The following is a 19,672-nucleotide window of genomic DNA, read 5'->3' on the forward strand; positions in this document are numbered from 1 at the left end:
CGAACGCGAGCGCAGGACTCCCGGAGGAGGAACGACATGCCATCCCTTTCCCGCCGCACCCTGGTGGCGGCCGCCGGCGCCGCCCTCGCGGCCCCCATGCTCGCCCGCGCCCAGGACACCATCGCCGGCGGCCGGCCGATCACCCTGGTGGTCTCCTATCCCGCCGGCGGCGGCGCCGACCTGATGGCGCGGCTGATCGCGCCGCACATGGCCCAGGCCCTGGGGCAGAACGTCGTCGTGGACAACAAGCCCGGCGCCAGCGGCCAGCTGGCGGCAGCGCAGGTGGCGCGCGCCACGCCGGACGGCAGCCAGCTGCTGCTGGATGCCTCCTCCTTCGCGGTCAATCCCTCGCTGTTCGCCAGGCTGCCGTACGACACGGCCACCGCGTTCGCCCCCCTGGCCGTGCTCGCCCTGTTCCCGAACGTGCTGGTCTGCACGCCCTCGTACGAGGCGAAGAGCGTGCGCGACGTGATCCGGCTGGCCAAGGCGAAACCGGCGCAGATCGCCTATGCGTCCTCGGGCAACGGCTCGGCGCAGCACCTGGCCGGCGCCCTGTTCGAGCAGCGCGCCGGCGTGCGCCTGGTGCATGTGCCCTATAAGGGCGGCGGGCCGGCGCTCAACGACGTGATGGGCGGGCAGGTGCCGCTGTTCTTCGCCAACGTCGCCTCGTCGCTGGGCCACATCCAGGCCGGCAAGCTGCGGCCGCTGGCCGTCACCAGCCTGCGCCGCGCCCGCGCATTGCCGGACGTGCCGACCATGGAGGAGGCGGGCGTGAGCGGCTACGAGGTGCTGGAATGGAACCCGGTGCTGGCCCCGGCGGGCGTCGCACCCGCGACCCGGCAGCGACTGGCCAACGCCATCGCCAAGGCCATGGCGGAGCCGGAGGTGCTGGGGCGCGTGCGCGCGCTCAGCGGCGAGGCCTTCGCCGGCGGCCCCGAGCAGGCCGCGGAATTCCTCCAGCGGCAGCAGGCGCTGTGGGCGCGCGTGGTGCGCGAGCGCGGCATCAGCGCGGGTTGAAGCCTTGGGCGCAGGCGACTGCGATCGGGCGCCCGGCTGGGACTGCCATGTGCACGTGTTCGACGCCAGCGTGCCGGCGGCGGGCGCCCATTACGTTCCGGTAGCGCGTCCCCTGGCGCAAGTCGAGGCCACGGCACGGGCGCACGGCTGCGGCCACCTGGTGCTGGTGCAGCCCAGCGTCTACGGCGCCGACAACCGCCTCCTGCTCGAGTCCCTGCGCGCTGGCGCGGGAAGGCACCGCGGCGTCGTGGTGGTGCACGGCCGCGAAAGCGCGGCGGAACTCGCCGCGATGCATGCCGCGGGCGTGCGCGGTGTGCGCTTCAACCTGGTCTCGCCGGTGGGCAACGCCGCCGGCGAAGCCGAGGCGCTGCTGCCGGTCCTCGCTCCCGAGCTGCGCCGGCTCGGCTGGCACGTGCAGTGGTACGTGCATCCGCAGCACCTGGCATTGCTCGTGTCGCTGCAGGCGCGCTGCCGCCTGCCCTTCGTCCTCGACCACCTCGCCGGCCTCACGCCCGCGCACGCGCTCGACGAGCGCGCGTGGGAAGCGCTGCGCGCGCTGGCGGCGTCGGCCGCCTGGATCAAGCTCTCAGGCTGGTACCGCCTGCAGGCCGAAGCGCCCTACACGGCGCTGCAGCCGCTGGTGCAGCGCGTCGCGGCGCTGTTCGGCGAGCGCATGGTGTGGGGCTCGGACTGGCCGCATACCTTCTTCGAAGCGCACGACCTGCCTGCGTACGACAGCGTGTGGCGGCCGGTCGTGCGCGCGTTGGGCGAGCCGGCGGCGCAGCGCGTGCGCCTCGCGGGGGCGCTGCTGTATCCGTAGGCGGGGCGCCGCTTCAGCGCGGCAGGGCGGCGATCGAGGCCAGCAGCTGTTCCGGCGGGAAGGGCTTGGTGAAGTGCAGGTCGAAGCCGGCCGCCATCGCCTGGCGCCGGTCCTCCTCCTGGCCCCAGCCGGTGGCGGCCACCAGCAGCGCGCTGCGGCCCCACGCCTGCGTGCGCACCTGGCGCGCCACCTCGTAGCCGTTGAGGCCCGGCATGCCGATGTCGAGCACCAGCACCTGCGGCTGCACGCGCGCCGCCATGCCCGCCGCCGCGGTGCCGTTGCTGGCCACGTGCACCTCGTGGCCGGCCAGCCGCAGCAGCTCCGCCAGCACTTCCGCCGCATCCTGGTTGTCGTCGGCCAGCAGCACGACCCGGCCGCGGCCGGACGCCGGCACGGGCGCCGGCGCCGCTTCGCCGCCGTCCTCCGCCCGCACGGCATGGGGCAGGCGCACCTCGAAGCGGCTGCCGGCGCCGAGTCCCTCGCTGTGGGCGCGGATGGAGCCGCCGTGCAGTTCCACCAGCCCCTTGGCCAGCGCGAGGCCGATGCCCAGGCCGCCCTCGGAGCGCTCCAGCGCCGACTGCTCCTGCGCGAACATGGCGAACACGTTCTCCAGCGCCTGCGGGCTCATGCCGATGCCGGTGTCGGTGACGGTGAACACGATCTCGTCGCCTTCGCTGGCCACGTCCAGCGTGATGCTGCCGCCGGCGTCGGTGTACTTGCAGGCGTTGTTCAGGAGGTTGGAGAGGACCTGCGCGATCCGCACGGGGTCAGCGCGCAGCCACTGCTGCGGATCCGGCACGTGGGCGGCGAGCGCGTGCCGCTTGGCCTGCGCGGTGGGCGCGGCCGCCTCCATCGCGCTGTCCACCACCGCCTGCACGCGCACCCACTCGGGCTTGAGCACCAGCCGCCGCTGCGTGATGCGGGCGATGTCGATCAGGTCGTCGAGCAGCCGCGCCATGTGCGAGACCTGCCGGCCCACGATCTCCACCGCCCGCGCGCGCGCCTTCTCCGGCGCGGCGGGCATGGACAGCAGGTGCACCGCGCTGCGCAGCGGCGCCAGCGGATTGCGCAGTTCATGCGCGAGCGTGGCCAGGAATTCGTCCTTCTGCCGGTCCGCGGCCTGCAGGGCCTGCGTCGCGCGGCGGGCATCGTCGATGTCGGTGGTGGTGCCGAACCAGCGCAGCACGCGCCCGGCGGCATCGCGCTGCGGCACGGCCCGGGTGAGGAACCAGCGCCAGCTCCCGTCGTGGCCGCGCAGGCGCATCTCGGCGGTCCACTCGCTGGCCGCCTCGCGCGAGCGCTCCCATGCATCGGCGACGCGCTCCTTGTCTTCGGGGTGCAGGGCCTCGGTCCATCCGTGGCCCAGCGCGCGCTCCTGCGGCTGCCCGGTGGTGGCCTGCCACTGGGAATTGAAGCGCTCGACCAGCCCGTCGGGCGAGGCTTCCCAGGCGATGGCCGGGATGCTGTTGGAGAACGCGAGCAGGGCCTCCTGCGCACGCTGCTGCTCGGTCACGTCGTGGCCGTGGGTGAAGATGCCGTAGACGTGGCCCTGCGCGTCCCGCAGCGGCTGGTAGACGAAGTCCACGAAGGCCTCCGTCGCCGGCGCCCCGGCGGCGCCTTCCAGCGTCACGCGGGCCGAGCGGCCCACGTAGGCCTCGCCGGTGCGATAGACACGGTCCAGCAGGGACACGTAGCCCTGCTCCACCACTTCCGGCAGCGCGTCGCGCACGCGCTGGCCCAGCACCTGCCGGTGGTTGATCAACTGCAGGTAGCGAGGATTCACCACCTCGTACACATGCTCGGGCCCGCGCGTGACGCAGACGAATCCCGGCGCCTGCGCGAACAGCGCCTGCAGGCGCTCCTGTTCGGCGCGCTGGTGCCGCTCGCCCAGCACGGTGGCGGTGGTCTCGGCGCAGGCGCAGTAGAAGCCGGCGGTGCGGCCCTCCTCGTCCAGCACGGGGGAGTAGGAGAAGGTGAACCAGGTGTCCTCCTCCTCGCCCTTGCGCCGCATGCGCAGCGGCAGGTTCTCGATGAAGAAGGTCTCGCCGGCGAGCGCGCGCCGCACGAAGGGCATGATGTCGTCGAGGATGTCGTACCACACCCGTTCGAACGGCGTGCCCAGGCTGGCCGGATGCTTGCGCCCGAGGATCTCGGCGTAGGCATCGTTGTAGAGCATCTCCAGGTCCGCGCCCCAGGCCACGAACATGGGAAAGCCCGAGCCGAGCATCAGGTTCACGACCGACCGCAGCGATTGCGGCCAGCCGGCGGGCGCGCCCACCGCCGTGCCCGCCCAGTCATGCCCCCGCATGAGGCGGGCCATGGCAGAGTCGCCCGCGAGGAAGGCGGGCGGGGGAGTGGGCTGCATGAGCCCGAGTGTATGCAGGTCCGGACCGCCGAGGTTGCGAGCCGGACTCCCGCGGCTCAGGCCGCCTTATACGGCACCACCAGTTGCCGCTGCTCCCCCAGCCCCTGGATCCCGAGCGTCATCACGTCGCCCTTCTTCAGGTACTTCGGCGGCTTCATGCCCAGGCCCACGCCGGGCGGCGTGCCGGTGGTGATCACGTCGCCGGGCTCCAGCGTCATGAAGTGGCTGCAGTAGCTCACCAGCTTGGCCACGTTGAAGATCATGGTGCGGGTGTTGCCGGTCTGCATGCGCTGGCCGTTGACGTCCAGCCACATGTGCAGCTTCTGCACGTTGGGGATCTCGTCGGCGGTCACCAGCCAGGGGCCGATGGGGCCGAAGGTGTCGCAGCCCTTGCCCTTGTCCCACTGCGAGCCGCGCTCGAGCTGGTACTCGCGCTCGCTCACGTCGTTGACCACCGTATAGCCGGCCACGTGCGCGAGGGCCTTGTTCATGGGCACGTAGCGCGCGGTGGTGCCGATCACCACGCCCAGCTCCACTTCCCAGTCGGTCTTGACGGAGCCGCGCGGCAGCATCACGGGGTCGTTGGCGCCCTGGATGCAGCTGGTGGCCTTCATGAACACGATCGGCTCGGCCGGGATCGGCATGTTGGATTCCGCCGCGTGGTCGGAGTAGTTCAGGCCGATGGCGATGAACTTGGGCACCCGCGCGACGGGGCAGCCGAAGCGCGGGTTGCCGCGCACCGCCGGCAGCTTGGCCGGGTTCGCCTTGCGGATGCGCGTGAGGCCCACCTGCCCCAGCTGCTCCGGGCCGATGTCCGGCACGATGCCGCTCAGGTCGCGCAGCCTGCCCTCGTCGTCGATCAGGCCCGGCTTTTCCCTGCCGGGGTTGCCATAGCGCACCAGTTTCATTCTTGTTCCTCGGTCGTTGTCAGTAAGTGGAGCGGCCGCCGGAGAGGTCGAACACCGCGCCGGTGGAAAAGGAGCAATCCTCCGTGCACAGCCAGCCCACCAGCGCTGCGATCTCTTCCGGCGTGCCGAAGCGCCCCATCGGGATCTTGGAGAGCATGAACTGGATGTGCTCGGGTGTCATCTGGTCGAAGATCGCCGTCTTCACCGCCGCCGGCGTCACGCAGTTGACGCGGATGGCCGTGTCGGCGAGCTCCTTGCCCAGCGACTTGGTCAGCGCGATCACCGCCGCCTTGCTGGCGCTGTACGCGCTGGCGTTCGGGTTGCCGTCCTTGCCGGCGACGGAAGCGATGTTGACGATGCGGCCCCAGCCGGCGGAACGCATCGCCGGCACCACCTCGCGGCAGCACAGGAACAGGCCGGTGAGGTTGACGTCGATCACCTCGCGCCAGGCGTCGACGGGGTAATCCCACACCTTGGTGTTGGGGCCCGTGATGCCCGCGCTGTTGACCAGTGCGTCGATGCGCGGCTCGCGCGCCAGCGTGGCCTGGACCGCCGTGCGCACCGACACCTCGTTCGCCACGTTCACGCGGACATGCCCGTGGGCGGGGCCCAGTTCGCGCGCGGCGCGCGCCGCGGCCTGCTCGTCGCGGTCCCAGATCGTGACCCGGCCGCCGGAGGCCACCAGGCGCTGCGCGATCGCGAAGCCCAGCCCCGTCGCGCCGCCGGTGACCACCGCGTGGCGGTCGCGGAAATCGAGCTGGTTCATATCGTGATCCCTCCGTCCACGGAATAGGCCTGGCCGGTGACGAAGGCCGCTTCGTCGCTGGCGAGGAAGACCACCAGCGGCGCGATCTCCTGGGCCGTCGCGAGCCGCCCCATGGGCTGGCGGGCGATGAAGGCCTTGCGCGCCTCCACCGGGTCGGCGTTGGCGTTGATGCGGTCGTGCAGCGAAGGCGTGTCGACGGTGCCGGGGCAGATCGCGTTGCAGCGGATCCCGTGGGCCACGTAGTCGGCGGCCACGCTCTTGGTCAGGCCGATCACGGCAGCCTTGGTGGTGCCGTAGATGAAGCGGTTCGGCAGCCCCTTGATGCTGCTGCACACGCTGGCCATGTTGATGATGCTGCCCTTGCCGGCGCCGCCCGCGTTGAGCAGCATGCGCGGCAGCGCGGCCTGGATGGCCCAGAACTGCGCGCGCACGTTCAGGTTCAGCGCGAAGTTCCATTCCTCGTCGGTGGCCTGCAGCACGGTGCCGCTGTGCACGAAGCCCGCGCAGTTGAACAGGACGTCCAGCGCCGGCATGGAGCCGATCACGCGCGCCAGGCCCGGCTTGTCCAGCACGTCGAGCTGCACGCAGCGGATGCCCGGCACGCCTTCGTAGCTGTCCAACAGCTTCGGGTTGACGTCGGTGGCCCACACCTGGGCGCCTTCGGCCGCGAGGGCGATGGCGCTGGCGCGGCCGATGCCCTGGCCGGCGGCGGTGACGAGGGCGGTCTTGCCTTGGAGTCGCATGCGTTGTTCTCCTTGCGGGAATCGCTGGGGTTTCGCTGCGCGCCACCGCCAGCCTACGGTTTCGCTGCGCGCCACCGCCAGCTACGGTTTCGGTGGCGCGCCGCCGCCAGCCTACGGGAACACCCCGATGCGGGCCGCGCTCCCGGGCCGGATAGTAACTGGCCTGACCACTTGGCCAATCCGTAGCAACCCGCGCCAGCCGCCCCCCGCATTCTCCATGCCCCTGCAGACCGTCGAATCCAGCCGCCTGTACCGCCAGATCGCGGAACAGCTGCGCGGCCTGATCACGCAGGGCGAATTCGCGGCGGGCACGCGGCTGCCGGCGGAACGCGACCTCGCGCGCCAGCTCGGGGTGAGCCGCCCCTCGGTGCGCGAGGCGCTCATCGCCCTCGAAGTCGAGGGCTGGGTCGAAGTGCGCACCGGCTCGGGCATCTACGTGCAGCCGCCCGGGCATCGCAACAGCACGGTCGCAAGGAAGGCGGCGCGCGGCGGCGCGGCCGACAGCGTCGAGTGGGGTCCGCTGCAACTGATGCAGGCCCGCGAACTCGTCGAGGCCGAAGTGGCGGCGCTGGCCGCCCGCCACGCCCGCAAGCCGCAGCTCGCGCAGATCGCCGACGCCCTCGCCCGGATGCGCGAGGAAGCGCAGGCCGGCGTCGAGCCGCGTTCCGGCGACGAGGCCTTCCACACCGCCGTGGCCGAGGCCTGCGGCAACGAAGTGCTCGCCGACACGGTGCGCAACTACTGGAGCGCGCGCCACGGGCCGCTGTTCCTGCGCCTGGGCGACCACTTCGAGAACCCCGCCTCCTGGAGCGCGGCGCTGGTCGAACACGACGCCGTGCTCGAGGCGATCCGCTCCCGCGACGCGGCCGCGGCCCGCGCGGCCATGCAGCAGCACCTGAAGAAATCCACCAGCCGCTACAGCGCGAGCTGGCGGCGTGCCAACCATTCCTGAAGCCCAGCAATCCGTCCAAGGAGACTCCATGAGCCAACGACTCACCGTGAAACTGATCGCCGCCTGCGCGCTCGCCGCCGCCGTCGCCGGCCCCGCCTTCGCGCAGACCAAGCTGAAGTGGGCCCACGTGTACGAGACCTCCGAGCCGTACCACAAGTGGTCCGTCTGGGCCGGCGAGGAGTTCAAGAAGCGCACCAACGGCAAGTACGAGATCCAGGTGTTCCCCGCTTCCAGCCTCGGCAAGGAAAGCGACATCAACCAGGGCCTGCAACTGGGCACGGTGGACATCATCATCACCGGCGCCTCCTTCGCCGCGCGCTCCTTCCCGCGCCTGGCCGTGAGCTACTACCCGTTCACCTTCCGCGACGCCGACCACGTCATCAAGTATTCGAAGAGCGACGTCTTCAGGGAGCTCGCCGAGGGCTACAAGAAGGCCAGCGGCGGCAACACCATCACGGCGCTGACGTACTACGGCGCGCGCCACGCCACCAGCAACAAGCTGTTCACCACCTGCGAGCAGATGAAGGGCCTGAAGATGCGCGTGCCCGACGCGCCGGCCTATACCGCGCTGCCGCGCGCCTGCGGCGCCAACCCGACGCCGATCGCCTTCGCCGAGGTGTACCTCGCGCTGCAGAACGGCACCGTCGATGCGCAGGAGAACCCGCTGCCCACCATCGAGGCCAAGAAGTTCTACGAGGTGCAGAAGAACATCATCCTGACCGGCCACATCGCCGACGCGCTGCTGACGATCAACTCCGGCAGCCTGATGGCCAGGCTGACCCCGGCGGAGCAGAAGATCCTGGTCGACGTGCAGCAGGAGGCCGCCGAGCGCGCCACCCGCGACATCCAGAAGCGCGAGGGCGAACTGGTCGACGAGTTCAAGAAGAAGGGCATCAACGTCGTCGCCGTCAACCGCGACGACTTCCGCCAGCACGTGCTGAAGGCGATCACCTTCGAATCCATGCAGCTGGACAAGAAGGACTACGACCGCATCGTCAACCTGAAGTGATGCACGCCGCCCGCACCGACGAGGCCGCGGGCGGTGCGGGCCTGGTCCCGCACGCCCCGGCCGCCACCGCCGTCGCCGAACGTTCGATCATCGACGAGATGCCGCACGTCCTCGGGGACGACGGCGAGTTCCATGCGCAGGACGAGGCGGTCGATCTCTCGGGGACGACCCCCGAGGCCTGGCTCGCCCTGGGCATCTTCTGGACGCTGGGGCTGGTGGTCTTCTACCAGTTCTTCACCCGCTACGTGCTGAACGACTCCGCCTCCTGGACGGAGGAGATCGCGCGCTACCTGCTGATCGCCGTGGTCTTCATCGGCGCCACCATCGGCGTGGCGAAGAACAACCACATCCAGGTGGACTTCTTCTACCGCTTCATGCCGCACCGCATGGCGCGCACCCTGGCCACGGCGGTGGACGTGCTGCGCATCGGCTTCTTCGCCGCCGCCGTGGTGCTGACGGGGATGATGATGGAAAAGCTGGGCAGCAATTCGCGCATGACGCTGATCGACCTGCCCATGAACTACGTCTACGCCGTGTGCCTGCTCGGCTTCGCGCTCATGACGTTCCGCGCGGTGGTGGTCACGCGCCGGCACTGGAAACGCGGCTACTCGGTGCTGGAACGCCCCGAGTCCGACATCAACGACAACTAGGCAAGCGCGCCCCATGCTCAAGATCCTGTTCCTGGTCCTGATGGCCGGCGGCCTGCCCGTGGCCGTGGCCATGGCCGGCTCCTCGCTGCTGTACATCCTGGCGACGGGCAACCTGCCGCCGTTCGTGGTGATCCACCGGATGGTCAGCGGCATCGACAGCTTCCCGCTGCTCGCGGTGCCCTTCTTCATCCTCGCCGGCAACCTGATGAACAACGCCGGCATCACCAACCGCATCTACAACTACGCCCTGGCGCTGGTCGGCTGGTTGAAGGGCGGCCTGGGGCACGTGAACGTGGTGGGCTCGGTGGTGTTCGCCGGCATGAGCGGCACCGCCATCGCCGATGCGGCCGGCCTGGGCACGATCGAGATCAAGGCCATGAAGGACCATGGCTACGAGACCGAGTTCGCCGTCGGCGTCACCGCCGCCTCCGCCACGCTCGGCCCGATCATCCCGCCGAGCCTGCCGTTCGTGATCTACGGGATGATGGCCAACGTGAGCGTGGGCGCGCTGTTCCTGGCAGGCATCCTCCCGGGCGCGCTGATGGCCATCGCGATGATGCTCACCGTGGCGTACTTCGCCCACAAGAACGGCTGGGGCGGCGACATCAGGTTCGAGTGGCCCCGGGTGCTCAAGGCCATCATGGAGACGGCCATCGTCATCGGCTGGCCGCTGGCGGTGTGGCTGCTGGTCGTCAGGGCCGGCCTGCAGCCGCAGCTCACCGTGCTGCTTTGCGGGATCCTGCTGTTCGTCGCCGACCGCATCTTCCGCTTCCAGGCGGTGCTGCCGATCATGACGCCCGTGCTGCTGATCGGCGGCATGACCACCGGCGTGTTCACGCCCACCGAAGGCGCGATCGCGGCCTGCCTGTGGGCGATGGTGCTGGGCTTCGCGTGGTACCGCACGCTGTCCTGGAAGATGTTCGTCAAGGTCTGCCTCGACACGGTGGAGACGACCTCCACGGTGCTGTTCATCGTGGCGGCGGCGAGCATCTTCGGCTGGATGCTCACGGCCACCGGCGTCACCGCCGCGATCTCCTCCTGGGTGCTGGCCTTCACCAAGGAGCCCTGGGTGTTCCTGCTGCTGGCGAACCTGCTGATGCTGTTCGTCGGCTGCTTCCTGGAGCCGACCGCGGCCATCACGATCCTGGTGCCGATCCTGGTGCCGATCTGCCAGCAGCTCGGGATCGACCTGGTCCACTTCGGGCTGGTGATGGTGCTGAACCTGATGATCGGGCTGCTGCATCCGCCCATGGGCATGGTGCTGTTCGTGCTGGCACGGGTGGCCAAGCTGTCGGTGGAACGCACGACGATGGCGATCCTGCCGTGGCTGGTGCCGCTGCTGGCGTCGCTGGTGTTCATCACCTATGTGCCGAAGGCGGTGATGTGGCTGCCGAAGATGTTCTATTGACATGAAAGCGCTGGGGTTTCGCTTCGCTCCACCACCAGCCTACGCACAGCCGATCCGGCACGCCCTCGTAGGCTGGCGGTGACGCGCGAAGCGCAGGAACCCCGGCTACATCGCACTCCCATGACCCCCTTCATCCGCCTCCACCCCCAGGACGACGTCCTCATCGCGCGCACCCAGCTCGTGGGCGGCACGTCGATCGAAAAGGTCACCGCGCGCGGGCTCATCCCGCCGGGCCACAAGATCGCCACGCGGGACATCGCCGCCGGCGAGCCGGTGCGCCGCTACAACCAGGTGATCGGCTTCGCGAGCAGGCCGATCGCCGCCGGCGAGCACGTGCACGTGCACAACCTCTGGATGGGGCCCGAGGCAGGCGCGTTCGAACGCGACTACGCCTTCGGCACGGACGTGAAGCCGCAGCCGGCAAGGCGCGAGGCCACCTTCATGGGCATCCAGCGCGCCGACGGCCGCGTCGCCACGCGCAACTACATCGGCGTGCTCTCCAGCGTGAACTGCTCGGCCACCGCCGCCCGCGCGATCGCCGACCACTTCTCGCGCCAGACCAACCCCCAGGCGCTCGAGGCCTACCCGAACGTGGACGGCGTCGTGGCGCTGACGCACGGCACCGGCTGCGGCATGGCGAGCGAGGGCCTGGGCATCCGCATCCTGGAGCGCACGCTGGCCGGCTACGCGACGCATGCCAATTTCGCGGCGGTGATCGTGGTGGGCCTCGGCTGCGAAGCCAACCAGATCAACGCCTGGCTCGCCCACAGCAGCCTGCGCGAGGGCGAGACGCTGCAGGTGTTCAACATCCAGGACACCGGCGGCACGCGCAAGACGGTCGACAAGGGCATCGCGCTGGTCAAGGACATGCTCCCGGCGGCGAACCGCGTCAGGCGCGAGCCCTGCAGCGCGGCGCACATCACCATCGGCCTGCAGTGCGGCGGCTCCGACGGCTATTCCGGCATCAGCGCCAACCCCGCGCTGGGCGCGGCGGTGGACCTGCTGGTGGCGCACGGCGGCACGGCGATCCTGTCGGAGACGCCGGAGATCTACGGCGCCGAGCACCTGCTGACGCGGCGCGCCGTGCGGCGCGAGGTGGGCGAAAAGCTGGTCGAGCGCATCCGCTGGTGGGAGCACTACACGAAGGCGAACGACGGCGAGATGAACAACAACCCGTCGCCCGGCAACAAGGCGGGTGGCCTGACGACCATCCTGGAGAAGTCGCTCGGCGCCGTCGCCAAGGGCGGCACCACCAACCTGCAGGCGGTGTACGAATACGCCGAGCCCGTGGACGCGCACGGCTTCGTCTACATGGACACGCCCGGCTACGACCCCGTGAGCGCGACGGGCCAGGTGGCCGGCGGCGCCAACATGATCTGCTTCACCACCGGCCGCGGCTCCGCCTACGGCTGCGCGCCCTCGCCCTCGCTGAAGATCGCGACCAACACCGCGCTCTGGCAGCGGCAGGAAGAGGACATGGACATCAACTGCGGCGAGATCATCGACGGCCAGGCCTCGATCCAGGAGATGGGCGAGCGCATCTTCCGCCTGGTGCTGGCCACCGCCTCCGGCGAGCGCAGCAAGAGCGAGCAGCACGGCTACGGGCAGAACGAGTTCGTGCCCTGGCAGGTCGGCGCCGTGATGTAGGACAGAGGAAACGACAACGATGACGAGGAAGCATTCCGCGGCGCAACTGCGCGCCATCGTGGGCTCCGTGCTGCTCAAGGCCGGCAGCTCTCCCGAGGAAGCCCGCACGGTCGCCGACAACCTGGTGCTGGCCAACCTGAGCGGCCACGACTCGCATGGCGTGGGCATGCTGCCGCGCTATGTCGAGGCGGTGCTCGAAGGCGGGCTGAAGCCCAACGGGTCGATCGCGATCAAGTTCGATGGCGGCTGCCTGCTGGCGCTGGACGGGCAGCGGGGCTACGGGCAGGTCGTGGGCGAACAGGCGATGGCGCTGGCGATGACGCGCGCCCAGGAAGCCGGCAGCTGCGTGATGGCGCTGGCGAACGCGCACCACCTGGGACGCATCGGCCACTTCGCCGAGATGGCCGTGGCGCGCGGGCTGGTCTCCATCCACTTCGTGAACGTGCAGTCGCGCCCGGTGGTCGCGCCCTGGGGCGGCGGCGACGGCCGCTACGGCACCAATCCCTTCTGCGTCGGCATCCCGCTGCCGGGGCAGCCGCCCTTCCTGCTGGATTTCGCCACCAGCCGCGTCGCGCAAGGCAAGATGCGCGTCGCCCACAACGAGGGGCGGCAGGTCGAGCCGGGCTACCTGATCGACGAGAAGGGCCAGCCGACGACGAATCCGGGGGTGGTGGTCGTGCCGCAGCCGGGGGGCATGTTCGGGGCCCTGCTCGCGTTCGGCGAGCACAAGGGCTACGGCATGGCCGTCGCGTGCGAGTTGCTGGGCGGCGCCTTGACCGGCGGGGGCACCTGGCATCGGCCGGCGGACAACCAACGCGCCGTGATCAACGGGATGTTCACGATCCTGGTCGACCCGCGCAAGCTGGGCACGCAGGAGTCGTTCGCGCAGGAAGCGCTGGCCTTCGTGGAGTGGGTGAAGCAAAGCCCGCCGGGGGCGGGCTCGGACGGCGTGATGCTGGCCGGCGACCCCGAACGCAAGGCCCGGCGCCAGCGCGAAGTGGAAGGCATCGCGCTGGACGACCAGACCTGGTCGGAGATCCTCGCCGCGGGCGCCAAGGTCGGCGCCGCGATCAGCTAAAGGGGCCTGCCGCTCAGGGCTTCAGGTGCTGCCAGCGCTGGAAGTCGGCGCGGTGCTCCACGCCCGCCGGCACGTTGACCCAGTAGTTGGTCACGACCGTCTGGCTGCCGCTGATGCCGCCGGCGGCGGGGCCGCCCAGCACCGTGGTCTGGCTGGCCTGCACCTGCGCGGCGCCCGGCAGCATGCGGTTGCCCGGAACCGTGCTCACGGCGACGCTGGACGACGGCAGCACGGTCACGCTGGTGCTCGGGGCGCCCTGGCCCACGATCACGCCGGTGCCCGAGCTGACGCTGGTGCCGGTGGACGACGAGACCATGCCGCCTTCGGCGAAGGCGGACGCGCACGCGACGGCGGCGAGGGCAAGAACCAGGGATTGCTTCTTCATCGGGGGACTCCTTGAACGGTTACGCGAGGGATGTGCCAGCTATTGGATGGCGCGGCCGCGGGCCGGCTCGCCAGCGCACACCGACGCTCCATGTCGGCGGCGCACCGACGCGGCCGACGGCGCGCGAGGAAATGGCCGCCCGTGCTGCAGTGCTTGCGCTTACTGCACAGGCACGATCGGCAGGGCGCGCACCACGTCCCCGGCGATCGGGAAGATGCGGTCCCCCGGGCGCGGCTCGATGCGGTGCATGCCCGTGAAGCTGCCGAACGCGGGCAGGATGCCGACCGCGCGCGCAGGCACGCTCTCGTCGCCGAGCCAGAAGCACGGCAGCCGCAGGCGCTCGAAGGCCCGGCCGCCCACGCTGACGCACGGGTGCCAGTGCCCCGCCAGCACGTAGGCGCCGGCGACCGGGCGCGGATGGTGGCACAGCGCGAAGGGCCCGAGCCGCAGCGGCTCGTCCACGACCTCGAAGCCGAGGCTGGCCGGCGGGTCGCCCGCGCGGTCGTCGTGGTTGCCGCGCACCAGCGTCACGGCCAGGCCGGGATGGCGTGCGCGCCATGCGTGCAGCACCGCGAGCGTGCCCTGCGCATGCGAGCGCGCCGAATGCAGGAAGTCGCCGAGGAAGACGAGGCGCCGCGCCCCTGTCTCGGCGAGGGCGGCATCGAGCCGCGCGACGTTCTCGCTGGTGGTGCCGCGCGGCACGGGGATGCCGAGCTTGCGGAAGCTCACCGCCTTGCCGAAGTGGGCGTCCGCCACCAGCAGGGTCGCTTCGGCGGGGAGGTAGAGGGCGCCGCCGGGATGCAGCAGCGCATCCTGGCCGGCGAGGCGGATCTTCAACACGGTAGGACGGTGGTGAATCGCAGGCTGGTGGTGACGCGCGAAGCGCCGGAACCCCAGCGATGCGGCAAAGCGCTGGGGTTCGGCCTTTCGGCGCTCACCACCAGCCTACACGGCCTGCCGGCGTCTTACAGCATCCGCGCCAGCGACGCGTCCAGGTGCTCCGAAGGCGCCCGCTTGAAACCGGAGCGCGCAAAGCGTTGCAGCCGCCCCACGATGAAGGCCGTGAGCACCGACGCGCGCACGGCCGCATCCACGGTCGGCGCGCTGGCCTCGCCCGTGCTGCGCAGGCACTGCTTCAACGAGGCTTCCACCTTGTCGAAGAACTGGTTCATGCGCCGCTGCAGGCGCTCGTTCTCGAACACCAGCGCATCGCCCACCATCACGCGGGTCATGCCCGGGTTCTTCTCGGCGAACTGGATCAGCATCGCGACGATGCGCCCCGCCTGGGACGGGCCCGCGGGCTCGCGCTCGGTGATCTGGTTGATCAGCGTGAACACGCTCTGCTCGATGAACTCGATCAGCCCCTCGAACATCTGCGCCTTGCTGGCGAAGTGGCGATACAGCGCCGCTTCGCTCACCTCCAGCCGCGCCGCGAGGGCCGCGGTGGTGATGCGCTCCGCACCCGGCTGCTCCAGCATCGTGGCGAGCGCCTGCAGGATCTGCACGCGCCGCTCGCCCGGCTTCGGCCGCTTGCGCACCACGGCCGGTGCCACGGACGCCTCGGCGCCGGGTGTGGGATCGGGGGAGTCGAGCTCGGCGTGGGACATAAGGACGGGAGGTCAGCGGTTCAAACCATTCTCGCATACCCAACCGTGGGTTTTTCCCAACCCAGCCGCCGGAAAGCCCGCATCAGAGCCGAGTAGGTGCTTACCCCGGTAGGGGGAGTGTGACTTTCAAACCACGGCCGCCGGCTCCCGGGGCCAACTGGAGGTGGCTGTGGTGCACCCGGGCGATCTCCTCGGCGATCGCCAGGCCGAGCCCGTTGCCCTCGCCCTGCGTGCCCTGCACCCGGTAGAAGCGCTCGAGGATGCGGGGCCGCTCCGCCGCGGAGACGCCGGGGCCGTCGTCCTCCACTTCCAGGAAGGCCTCGCTGCCGCGGCGCCCGCAGCGGATCGTGACGCAGCCGCCGTCGTGGCTGTACTTCACCGCGTTGTCCACGAGGTTGGCCAGCAGCTCGCGCAGCAGCCAGTCGTGCCCCATGACGCGCACCGGCGCCGCATCGAGGCCGAGGTCGATGCCGCGCGTGGTGGCCGCATCGAGCTGCTGCTCCAGCGCGTCCTCGCACAGGGTCTTCAAGTCCACCCGCTGCTGCGGCTGCGAATGCATGCCGCGCGCGTCGGCCCGCGACAGCGCCAGCAGCTGGTTGGCGAGCTGCGAGGTGCGGCGCGTCGCGCTGCGCAGCTTGTAGACCTGCTCGGTGGGCAGGCTCAGCGTGCCCTGTTGCGGGCTCGCGCTCGCGGCCTGCGCCCATGCTTCCACCTGCGCCTGCAGGCCGGCCAGCGGCGTGCGCAGCTGGTGGGCCGCGTCGGCGACGAAGCGGCGCTGGCCTTCCGCCTGCGCGTTGACCAGCCCGAACAGCCGGTTGAGGGAATCCACCAGCGGGCGCACCTCCTCGGGCGAGGCCGACTCGTCGATGGCGCTCAGGTCGCGCGGCGAGCGGCGCTCCACCGCCTCCTTGAGCGCGCGCAGCGGGCGCAGCGCGCGCTCCACCGCCCAGCCCACCGCGAAGGCGGCCGCCGCGATCAGGATCAGGTTCGGCAGCAGCACCTTGAACAGGATCGAGCGCGCCCATTGCTGGCGCGCGTCGGTGCCGTCGCCCACCGCCACCACCACTTCGCCGAAGATGGTCTGCTGGCGCTGGCGCACGATGCGCCAGGTGACGCCGCCGTGCTCCTCGCTGTGGAACTGCGGCTCGGCGTCGGCCGGGGGCAGTTCGTCGGCCAGCCAGGACTCGCCGTGCAGCACCTTGCCGTCGACGTCGATCAGCGCGTAGGCGGCCGCGGTCGGATCGTCCTTGAGGAACTCCTGCACCGGCGGGGCCAGCATCAGCAGCGGGCGGCCGCCGGCGTCGCCGACGATCGAGTCGGCCACCAGCGGCACCAGGGCCTGCAGGCGGTGATCCTGCTGCAGGGCCACGTTGCCGGCCGAGCGGTATTCGAACCATGCGTTCAGCGCCGCGAGCAGCACCAGCGGCACGATCAGCATCACCAGCAGGCGGCGCTGCAGCCCCGTCGTCACGCCCAGCACCGCGCTGGCGCGCAGGCGCCGGCCGGCCCGGGGCACGAAGTGGGGCATCAGGCGGCGTCCGCGGGACGCAGTTCCAGCCGGTAGCCGAAGCCGCGGATCGAGCGCAGCGCCACGCCGTAGGGCTCCAGCTTGGAGCGCAGGCGCGAGATGTAGACCTCCACCGCGTTGGGCGTGATCTCCTTGTCCCAGCCCGTCAGGGCCTGCAGCAGCTTTTCCTTGCTGGCCGGCTTGGGCGCGTTGATCAGGAGGTACTCCATCACCGTCCATTCGCGCGGGCCGAGCTCGATCGGCACCGACTGGCCGTTGCGCTGGGCGCTGGCGCGCCGGTTGGCCGTGTCCAGCTCGATCGGCCCGAAGGTCAGCACCGCGGACGTCGCCGCCTGCGACCTGCGCAGCAGCGCGCGCAGGCGCGCCAGCAGTTCGGGCAGCTCGAAGGGCTTGATCATGTAATCGTCCGCACCGAGGTCGAGGCCCTGCACGCGATCGTGCAGCGCGTCGCGCGCGGTGAGGATCAGCACCGGCGTGTGCTGGCTGGCCATCTCGGGGCGGCGCAGGCGGCGCGTGAGCTCCAGACCGTCCATGTTCGGCAGGCCGATGTCGATGATCGCGGCGTCGAACACCTCGCTGCGCAGCACCTCCTCGGCCCGCTCGCCGCTGCCGACCCAGTCGACCGCGTAGCCGGCGTTGCTCAGCCCCAGCTTGATGCCGCTGGCAACCATCACATCGTCCTCGACGAGAAGGAGGCGCATGCGTCTAGTGGGACCGGATCATCGTGCCGTAGGCCTGGTCGGTCAGGATCTCGAGCAGCATCGCGTGCGGCACGCGCCCGTCGATGATGTGGACCGCGTTCACGCCCGAACGCGCCGCTTCCAGCGCACCGCTGATCTTCGGCAGCATCCCGCCGGAGATGGTGCCGTCGGCGAACAGGCCGTCGATCTCCTTGGCGGTCAGGTCCGTCAGCAGCCGGCCTGCCTTGTCCAGGACGCCCGGCGTGTTCGTCAGCAGCACCAGCTTCTCGGCCTGCAGCGTCTGCGCCAGCTTGCTCGCCACCACGTCGGCGTTGATGTTGTAGCTCTCGTTCTCGTCGCCGAAGCCGATCGGGCTGATGACGGGAATGAAGTTGTCTTCCAGCAGCGCCTTCACCACGCCGGGATTGATCTCCACGATGTCGCCGACCTGGCCGACATCGTGCTCGATGCTGGGATCCCTGGTGTCGAGCATCTTGAGCTTCTTGGCGCGGATCATCCCGCCGTCGCGGCCCGTCAGGCCCACGGCCTGGCCGCCGGCCTTGTGGATGAAGCCCACGATGTCCTGCTGCACCTCGCCGGCCAGCACCCATTCGACCACTTCCATGGTCTCGGCGTCGGTCACGCGCATGCCCTGGATGAACTCGCCCTTCTTGCCCAGGCGGTTGAGGGCCTGCTCGATCTGCGGCCCGCCGCCGTGCACCACCACGGGGTTGATGCCCACGAGCTTGAGCAGCACCACGTCCTCGGCGAAGTCCGCCTGCAGTTCGGGGTCGGTCATGGCGTTGCCGCCGTACTTGATCACCATGGTCTTGCCATGGAACCTGCGGATGTAGGGCAGCGCCTGGGCGAGGATCTCGGCCTTGTCACGCGGGGCGATGTTGGGGACGTCGGTCATGGGCGGGCGGCTCGGTATCCCCTGATTTTGCCCGATGCGGCCCGGTGGGCGCTCAGCGGGGGTAGAGCGAGCGGATGCGGCGCAGCCAGCGCTGCATGCGGAAGCGCACGATGCTGTGGTAGGCCCACAGGTAGCTCACGATGAACAGCACCGTGAACGCCATGAGCGCCGGCGTGCTGCGCCAGAAGAGGACGGCCGGGACCACCGTCATCAGCGCGAAGCCCCACAGGTAGGGCGAGGTGCGGTTGTTGCGCATCAGCACGCGCCGCGAGGCGTCGTCGTGGAACACCTGGCGCACGATGCGGCGGTAGATCAGCTGGTGGAAGTGCAGCGCGTCCGCCAGGCTGGGCGACTGGCCGCGCACCACCTTGCGGTAGATGGAAAAGAGCGTTTCCCAGATGGGGTAGATCAGCAGGAGGATGGGGAACCAGGGGGAGACCTCGGCGTGCCGCTGCACGATCTGGATGCCGCAGATCCCCAGCACCAGTCCCCACAGGTAGGCGCCGCCGTCGCCGGCGAAGATCAGGCCGTGGGGGTAGTTCAGGAGCAGGAAGCCGAAGGTCGCCCCTGCCAGCACGATCAGGGTCGCCGCGAGTTGCCGGTCGCCCAGTTGCAGCGAGACGTGCACCAGCGCGGCGCAGCAGATCAGGGCCACGGTGCCGGCCAGGCCGTTGTAGCCGTCGATCAGGTTGAAGGCGTGCGGCAGGCCGGCCATGACCAGGATCGCGACGCCGACCTGCAGCCACGGCATCTGCTGCCACAGGCCCTCGAGGCTCGCAATGCCGATGCGGGGCACCATCAGCCCGAACAGCACCGTCGCCAGCAGCGCGGCCAGGGCGGTGCTCACGAAGCGCATGCGCGGTGGCAGGCGATGCGTGACATCCTCCACCACGCCGGATGCCGCCCCCGCGAGGGCCACGATACCCCAGATCGCGGCCTGTTCGGCGCTGAACGGGATGTTGAGCTCCAGGCCGAGGGACGGTGCCTGCGCCATCCAGCCCCAGCCGGCCGTGCATGCGATGAACATCGCGGCGCCGCCCAGGCGTGGAACTTCGCCCACGTGGAACCGCTGGGGCATCGCGGTACCGTATTGGCGCGCGCTCTCCTGGCCCCACCGCACGAACACGGCGCAGGCGAGGAAGGAGGTGACGGTGCAAATGAGCAGCAGCGATGCCATCGTGCGAACCGGCCCC

Annotated in this window: 19 protein-coding genes; 8 read left to right on the forward strand and 11 right to left on the reverse strand. The window is 70.4% G+C overall.

All coding sequences use genetic code 11. The features are described from left to right. Positions 1–36: 36 nt before the first annotated feature. Both WG923_RS02135 and WG923_RS02140 read left to right on the forward strand, forming a co-directional pair. A complete protein-coding gene (locus WG923_RS02135) occupies positions 37–1,017 on the forward strand; it encodes a tripartite tricarboxylate transporter substrate binding protein (protein ID WP_340349256.1) in 981 nt (326 codons plus the stop codon). A 4-nt stretch (positions 1,018–1,021) separates the two neighbouring features. Continuing rightward, entirely contained in the window at positions 1,022–1,837 is an 816-nt protein-coding gene (locus tag WG923_RS02140; protein WP_340349257.1) for an amidohydrolase family protein, read from the forward strand. 13 nt (positions 1,838–1,850) lie between these two features. Here WG923_RS02140 and WG923_RS02145 read toward each other — a convergent pair whose 3' ends face one another. From WG923_RS02145 to WG923_RS02160, 4 genes are read right to left on the reverse strand one after another with little or no spacing between them, the layout of a single operon-like run. After that, complete coding sequence (locus WG923_RS02145) at positions 1,851–4,202, reverse strand: hybrid sensor histidine kinase/response regulator (RefSeq protein ID WP_340349258.1); 2,352 nt, start codon at positions 4,200–4,202, stop codon at positions 1,851–1,853. Between the two features lie 56 nt (positions 4,203–4,258). Continuing rightward, complete coding sequence (locus WG923_RS02150; RefSeq protein WP_340349259.1) at positions 4,259–5,110, reverse strand: fumarylacetoacetate hydrolase family protein; 852 nt, start codon at positions 5,108–5,110, stop codon at positions 4,259–4,261. A 19-nt stretch (positions 5,111–5,129) separates the two neighbouring features. After that, on the reverse strand, positions 5,130–5,876 hold the full coding sequence (locus WG923_RS02155) for an SDR family NAD(P)-dependent oxidoreductase (protein WP_340349260.1): 747 nt from the start codon (positions 5,874–5,876) through the stop codon (positions 5,130–5,132). Further along, entirely contained in the window at positions 5,873–6,619 is a 747-nt protein-coding gene (locus WG923_RS02160; RefSeq protein ID WP_340349261.1) for an SDR family oxidoreductase, read from the reverse strand. Before WG923_RS02160 ends, WG923_RS02155 begins: the two co-directional genes overlap by 4 nt. Positions 6,620–6,836: 217 nt before the next feature. Between WG923_RS02160 and WG923_RS02165 the strand changes: the two genes are divergently transcribed. From WG923_RS02165 to WG923_RS02190, 6 genes are all read left to right on the forward strand, one after another. After that, entirely contained in the window at positions 6,837–7,571 is a 735-nt protein-coding gene (locus tag WG923_RS02165) for a FadR/GntR family transcriptional regulator (protein WP_340349262.1), read from the forward strand. Positions 7,572–7,599: 28 nt separating this feature from the next. Next, complete coding sequence (locus WG923_RS02170; protein ID WP_340349263.1) at positions 7,600–8,580, forward strand: sialic acid TRAP transporter substrate-binding protein SiaP; 981 nt, start codon at positions 7,600–7,602, stop codon at positions 8,578–8,580. A gap of 98 nt (positions 8,581–8,678) precedes the next feature. Then, a complete protein-coding gene (locus tag WG923_RS02175) occupies positions 8,679–9,230 on the forward strand; it encodes a TRAP transporter small permease (protein ID WP_340349340.1) in 552 nt (183 codons plus the stop codon). A gap of 13 nt (positions 9,231–9,243) precedes the next feature. Next, on the forward strand, positions 9,244–10,638 hold the full coding sequence (locus WG923_RS02180; RefSeq protein ID WP_340349264.1) for a TRAP transporter large permease: 1,395 nt from the start codon (positions 9,244–9,246) through the stop codon (positions 10,636–10,638). Between the two features lie 120 nt (positions 10,639–10,758). Beyond that, the gene (locus WG923_RS02185) at positions 10,759–12,285 is read left to right on the forward strand and encodes a UxaA family hydrolase (protein WP_340349265.1); all 1,527 of its coding nucleotides are present in this window, start codon (positions 10,759–10,761) and stop codon (positions 12,283–12,285) included. Between the two features lie 19 nt (positions 12,286–12,304). Continuing rightward, positions 12,305–13,363, forward strand: a complete 1,059-nt coding sequence (locus WG923_RS02190; RefSeq protein ID WP_340349266.1) for a malate/lactate/ureidoglycolate dehydrogenase — start codon at positions 12,305–12,307, stop codon at positions 13,361–13,363. Between the two features lie 13 nt (positions 13,364–13,376). On the opposite strand, the gene WG923_RS02195 is transcribed toward WG923_RS02190, so the two are convergent. The 7 genes from WG923_RS02195 to WG923_RS02225 form a co-directional block, all read right to left on the reverse strand. Beyond that, a complete protein-coding gene (locus WG923_RS02195) occupies positions 13,377–13,748 on the reverse strand; it encodes a hypothetical protein (RefSeq protein WP_340349267.1) in 372 nt (123 codons plus the stop codon). Positions 13,749–13,907: 159 nt separating this feature from the next. Next, the gene (pdeM, locus tag WG923_RS02200) at positions 13,908–14,588 is read right to left on the reverse strand and encodes a ligase-associated DNA damage response endonuclease PdeM (RefSeq protein WP_340349268.1); all 681 of its coding nucleotides are present in this window, start codon (positions 14,586–14,588) and stop codon (positions 13,908–13,910) included. Positions 14,589–14,713: 125 nt separating this feature from the next. After that, entirely contained in the window at positions 14,714–15,355 is a 642-nt protein-coding gene (gene slmA, locus WG923_RS02205) for a nucleoid occlusion factor SlmA (protein WP_340349269.1), read from the reverse strand. A 100-nt stretch (positions 15,356–15,455) separates the two neighbouring features. Beyond that, entirely contained in the window at positions 15,456–16,883 is a 1,428-nt protein-coding gene (locus tag WG923_RS02210; protein WP_340349270.1) for an ATP-binding protein, read from the reverse strand. Continuing rightward, entirely contained in the window at positions 16,883–17,584 is a 702-nt protein-coding gene (locus tag WG923_RS02215) for a response regulator transcription factor (protein WP_340349271.1), read from the reverse strand. The genes WG923_RS02210 and WG923_RS02215 overlap by 1 nt, the downstream gene beginning before the upstream one ends. A 4-nt stretch (positions 17,585–17,588) precedes the next feature. Then, positions 17,589–18,479, reverse strand: a complete 891-nt coding sequence (gene argB / locus WG923_RS02220) for an acetylglutamate kinase (RefSeq protein WP_340349272.1) — start codon at positions 18,477–18,479, stop codon at positions 17,589–17,591. Between the two features lie 52 nt (positions 18,480–18,531). Continuing rightward, positions 18,532–19,656 (reverse strand): glycosyltransferase family 4 protein, encoded by a 1,125-nt coding sequence (locus WG923_RS02225; RefSeq protein ID WP_340349273.1) that lies wholly within the window; start codon positions 19,654–19,656, stop codon positions 18,532–18,534. Between the last annotated feature and the right edge of the window lie 16 nt (positions 19,657–19,672).

The sequence above is a fragment of the Ramlibacter sp. AN1133 genome (genome assembly GCF_037890035.1).
Taxonomy (GTDB): domain Bacteria; phylum Pseudomonadota; class Gammaproteobacteria; order Burkholderiales; family Burkholderiaceae_C; genus Ramlibacter.

Bases quoted from the DNA above. Each gene is read 5' to 3' on its own strand.
- WG923_RS02135 (WP_340349256.1), top strand. From the start codon at position 37: ATGCCATCCCTTTCCCGCCGCACCCTGGTGGCGGCCGCCGGCGCCGCC.
- WG923_RS02145 (WP_340349258.1), bottom strand. From the start codon at position 4,202: ATGCAGCCCACTCCCCCGCCCGCCTTCCTCGCGGGCGACTCTGCCATG.
- WG923_RS02150 (WP_340349259.1), bottom strand. From the start codon at position 5,110: ATGAAACTGGTGCGCTATGGCAACCCCGGCAGGGAAAAGCCGGGCCTG.
- WG923_RS02155 (WP_340349260.1), bottom strand. From the start codon at position 5,876: ATGAACCAGCTCGATTTCCGCGACCGCCACGCGGTGGTCACCGGCGGC.
- WG923_RS02160 (WP_340349261.1), bottom strand. From the start codon at position 6,619: ATGCGACTCCAAGGCAAGACCGCCCTCGTCACCGCCGCCGGCCAGGGC.
- WG923_RS02165 (WP_340349262.1), top strand. From the start codon at position 6,837: ATGCCCCTGCAGACCGTCGAATCCAGCCGCCTGTACCGCCAGATCGCG.
- WG923_RS02170 (WP_340349263.1), top strand. From the start codon at position 7,600: ATGAGCCAACGACTCACCGTGAAACTGATCGCCGCCTGCGCGCTCGCC.
- WG923_RS02175 (WP_340349340.1), top strand. From the start codon at position 8,679: ATGCCGCACGTCCTCGGGGACGACGGCGAGTTCCATGCGCAGGACGAG.
- WG923_RS02180 (WP_340349264.1), top strand. From the start codon at position 9,244: ATGCTCAAGATCCTGTTCCTGGTCCTGATGGCCGGCGGCCTGCCCGTG.
- WG923_RS02185 (WP_340349265.1), top strand. From the start codon at position 10,759: ATGACCCCCTTCATCCGCCTCCACCCCCAGGACGACGTCCTCATCGCG.
- WG923_RS02190 (WP_340349266.1), top strand. From the start codon at position 12,305: ATGACGAGGAAGCATTCCGCGGCGCAACTGCGCGCCATCGTGGGCTCC.
- WG923_RS02195 (WP_340349267.1), bottom strand. From the start codon at position 13,748: ATGAAGAAGCAATCCCTGGTTCTTGCCCTCGCCGCCGTCGCGTGCGCG.
- slmA (WP_340349269.1), bottom strand. From the start codon at position 15,355: ATGTCCCACGCCGAGCTCGACTCCCCCGATCCCACACCCGGCGCCGAG.
- WG923_RS02210 (WP_340349270.1), bottom strand. From the start codon at position 16,883: ATGCCCCACTTCGTGCCCCGGGCCGGCCGGCGCCTGCGCGCCAGCGCG.
- WG923_RS02215 (WP_340349271.1), bottom strand. From the start codon at position 17,584: ATGCGCCTCCTTCTCGTCGAGGACGATGTGATGGTTGCCAGCGGCATC.
- argB (WP_340349272.1), bottom strand. From the start codon at position 18,479: ATGACCGACGTCCCCAACATCGCCCCGCGTGACAAGGCCGAGATCCTC.
- WG923_RS02225 (WP_340349273.1), bottom strand. From the start codon at position 19,656: ATGGCATCGCTGCTGCTCATTTGCACCGTCACCTCCTTCCTCGCCTGC.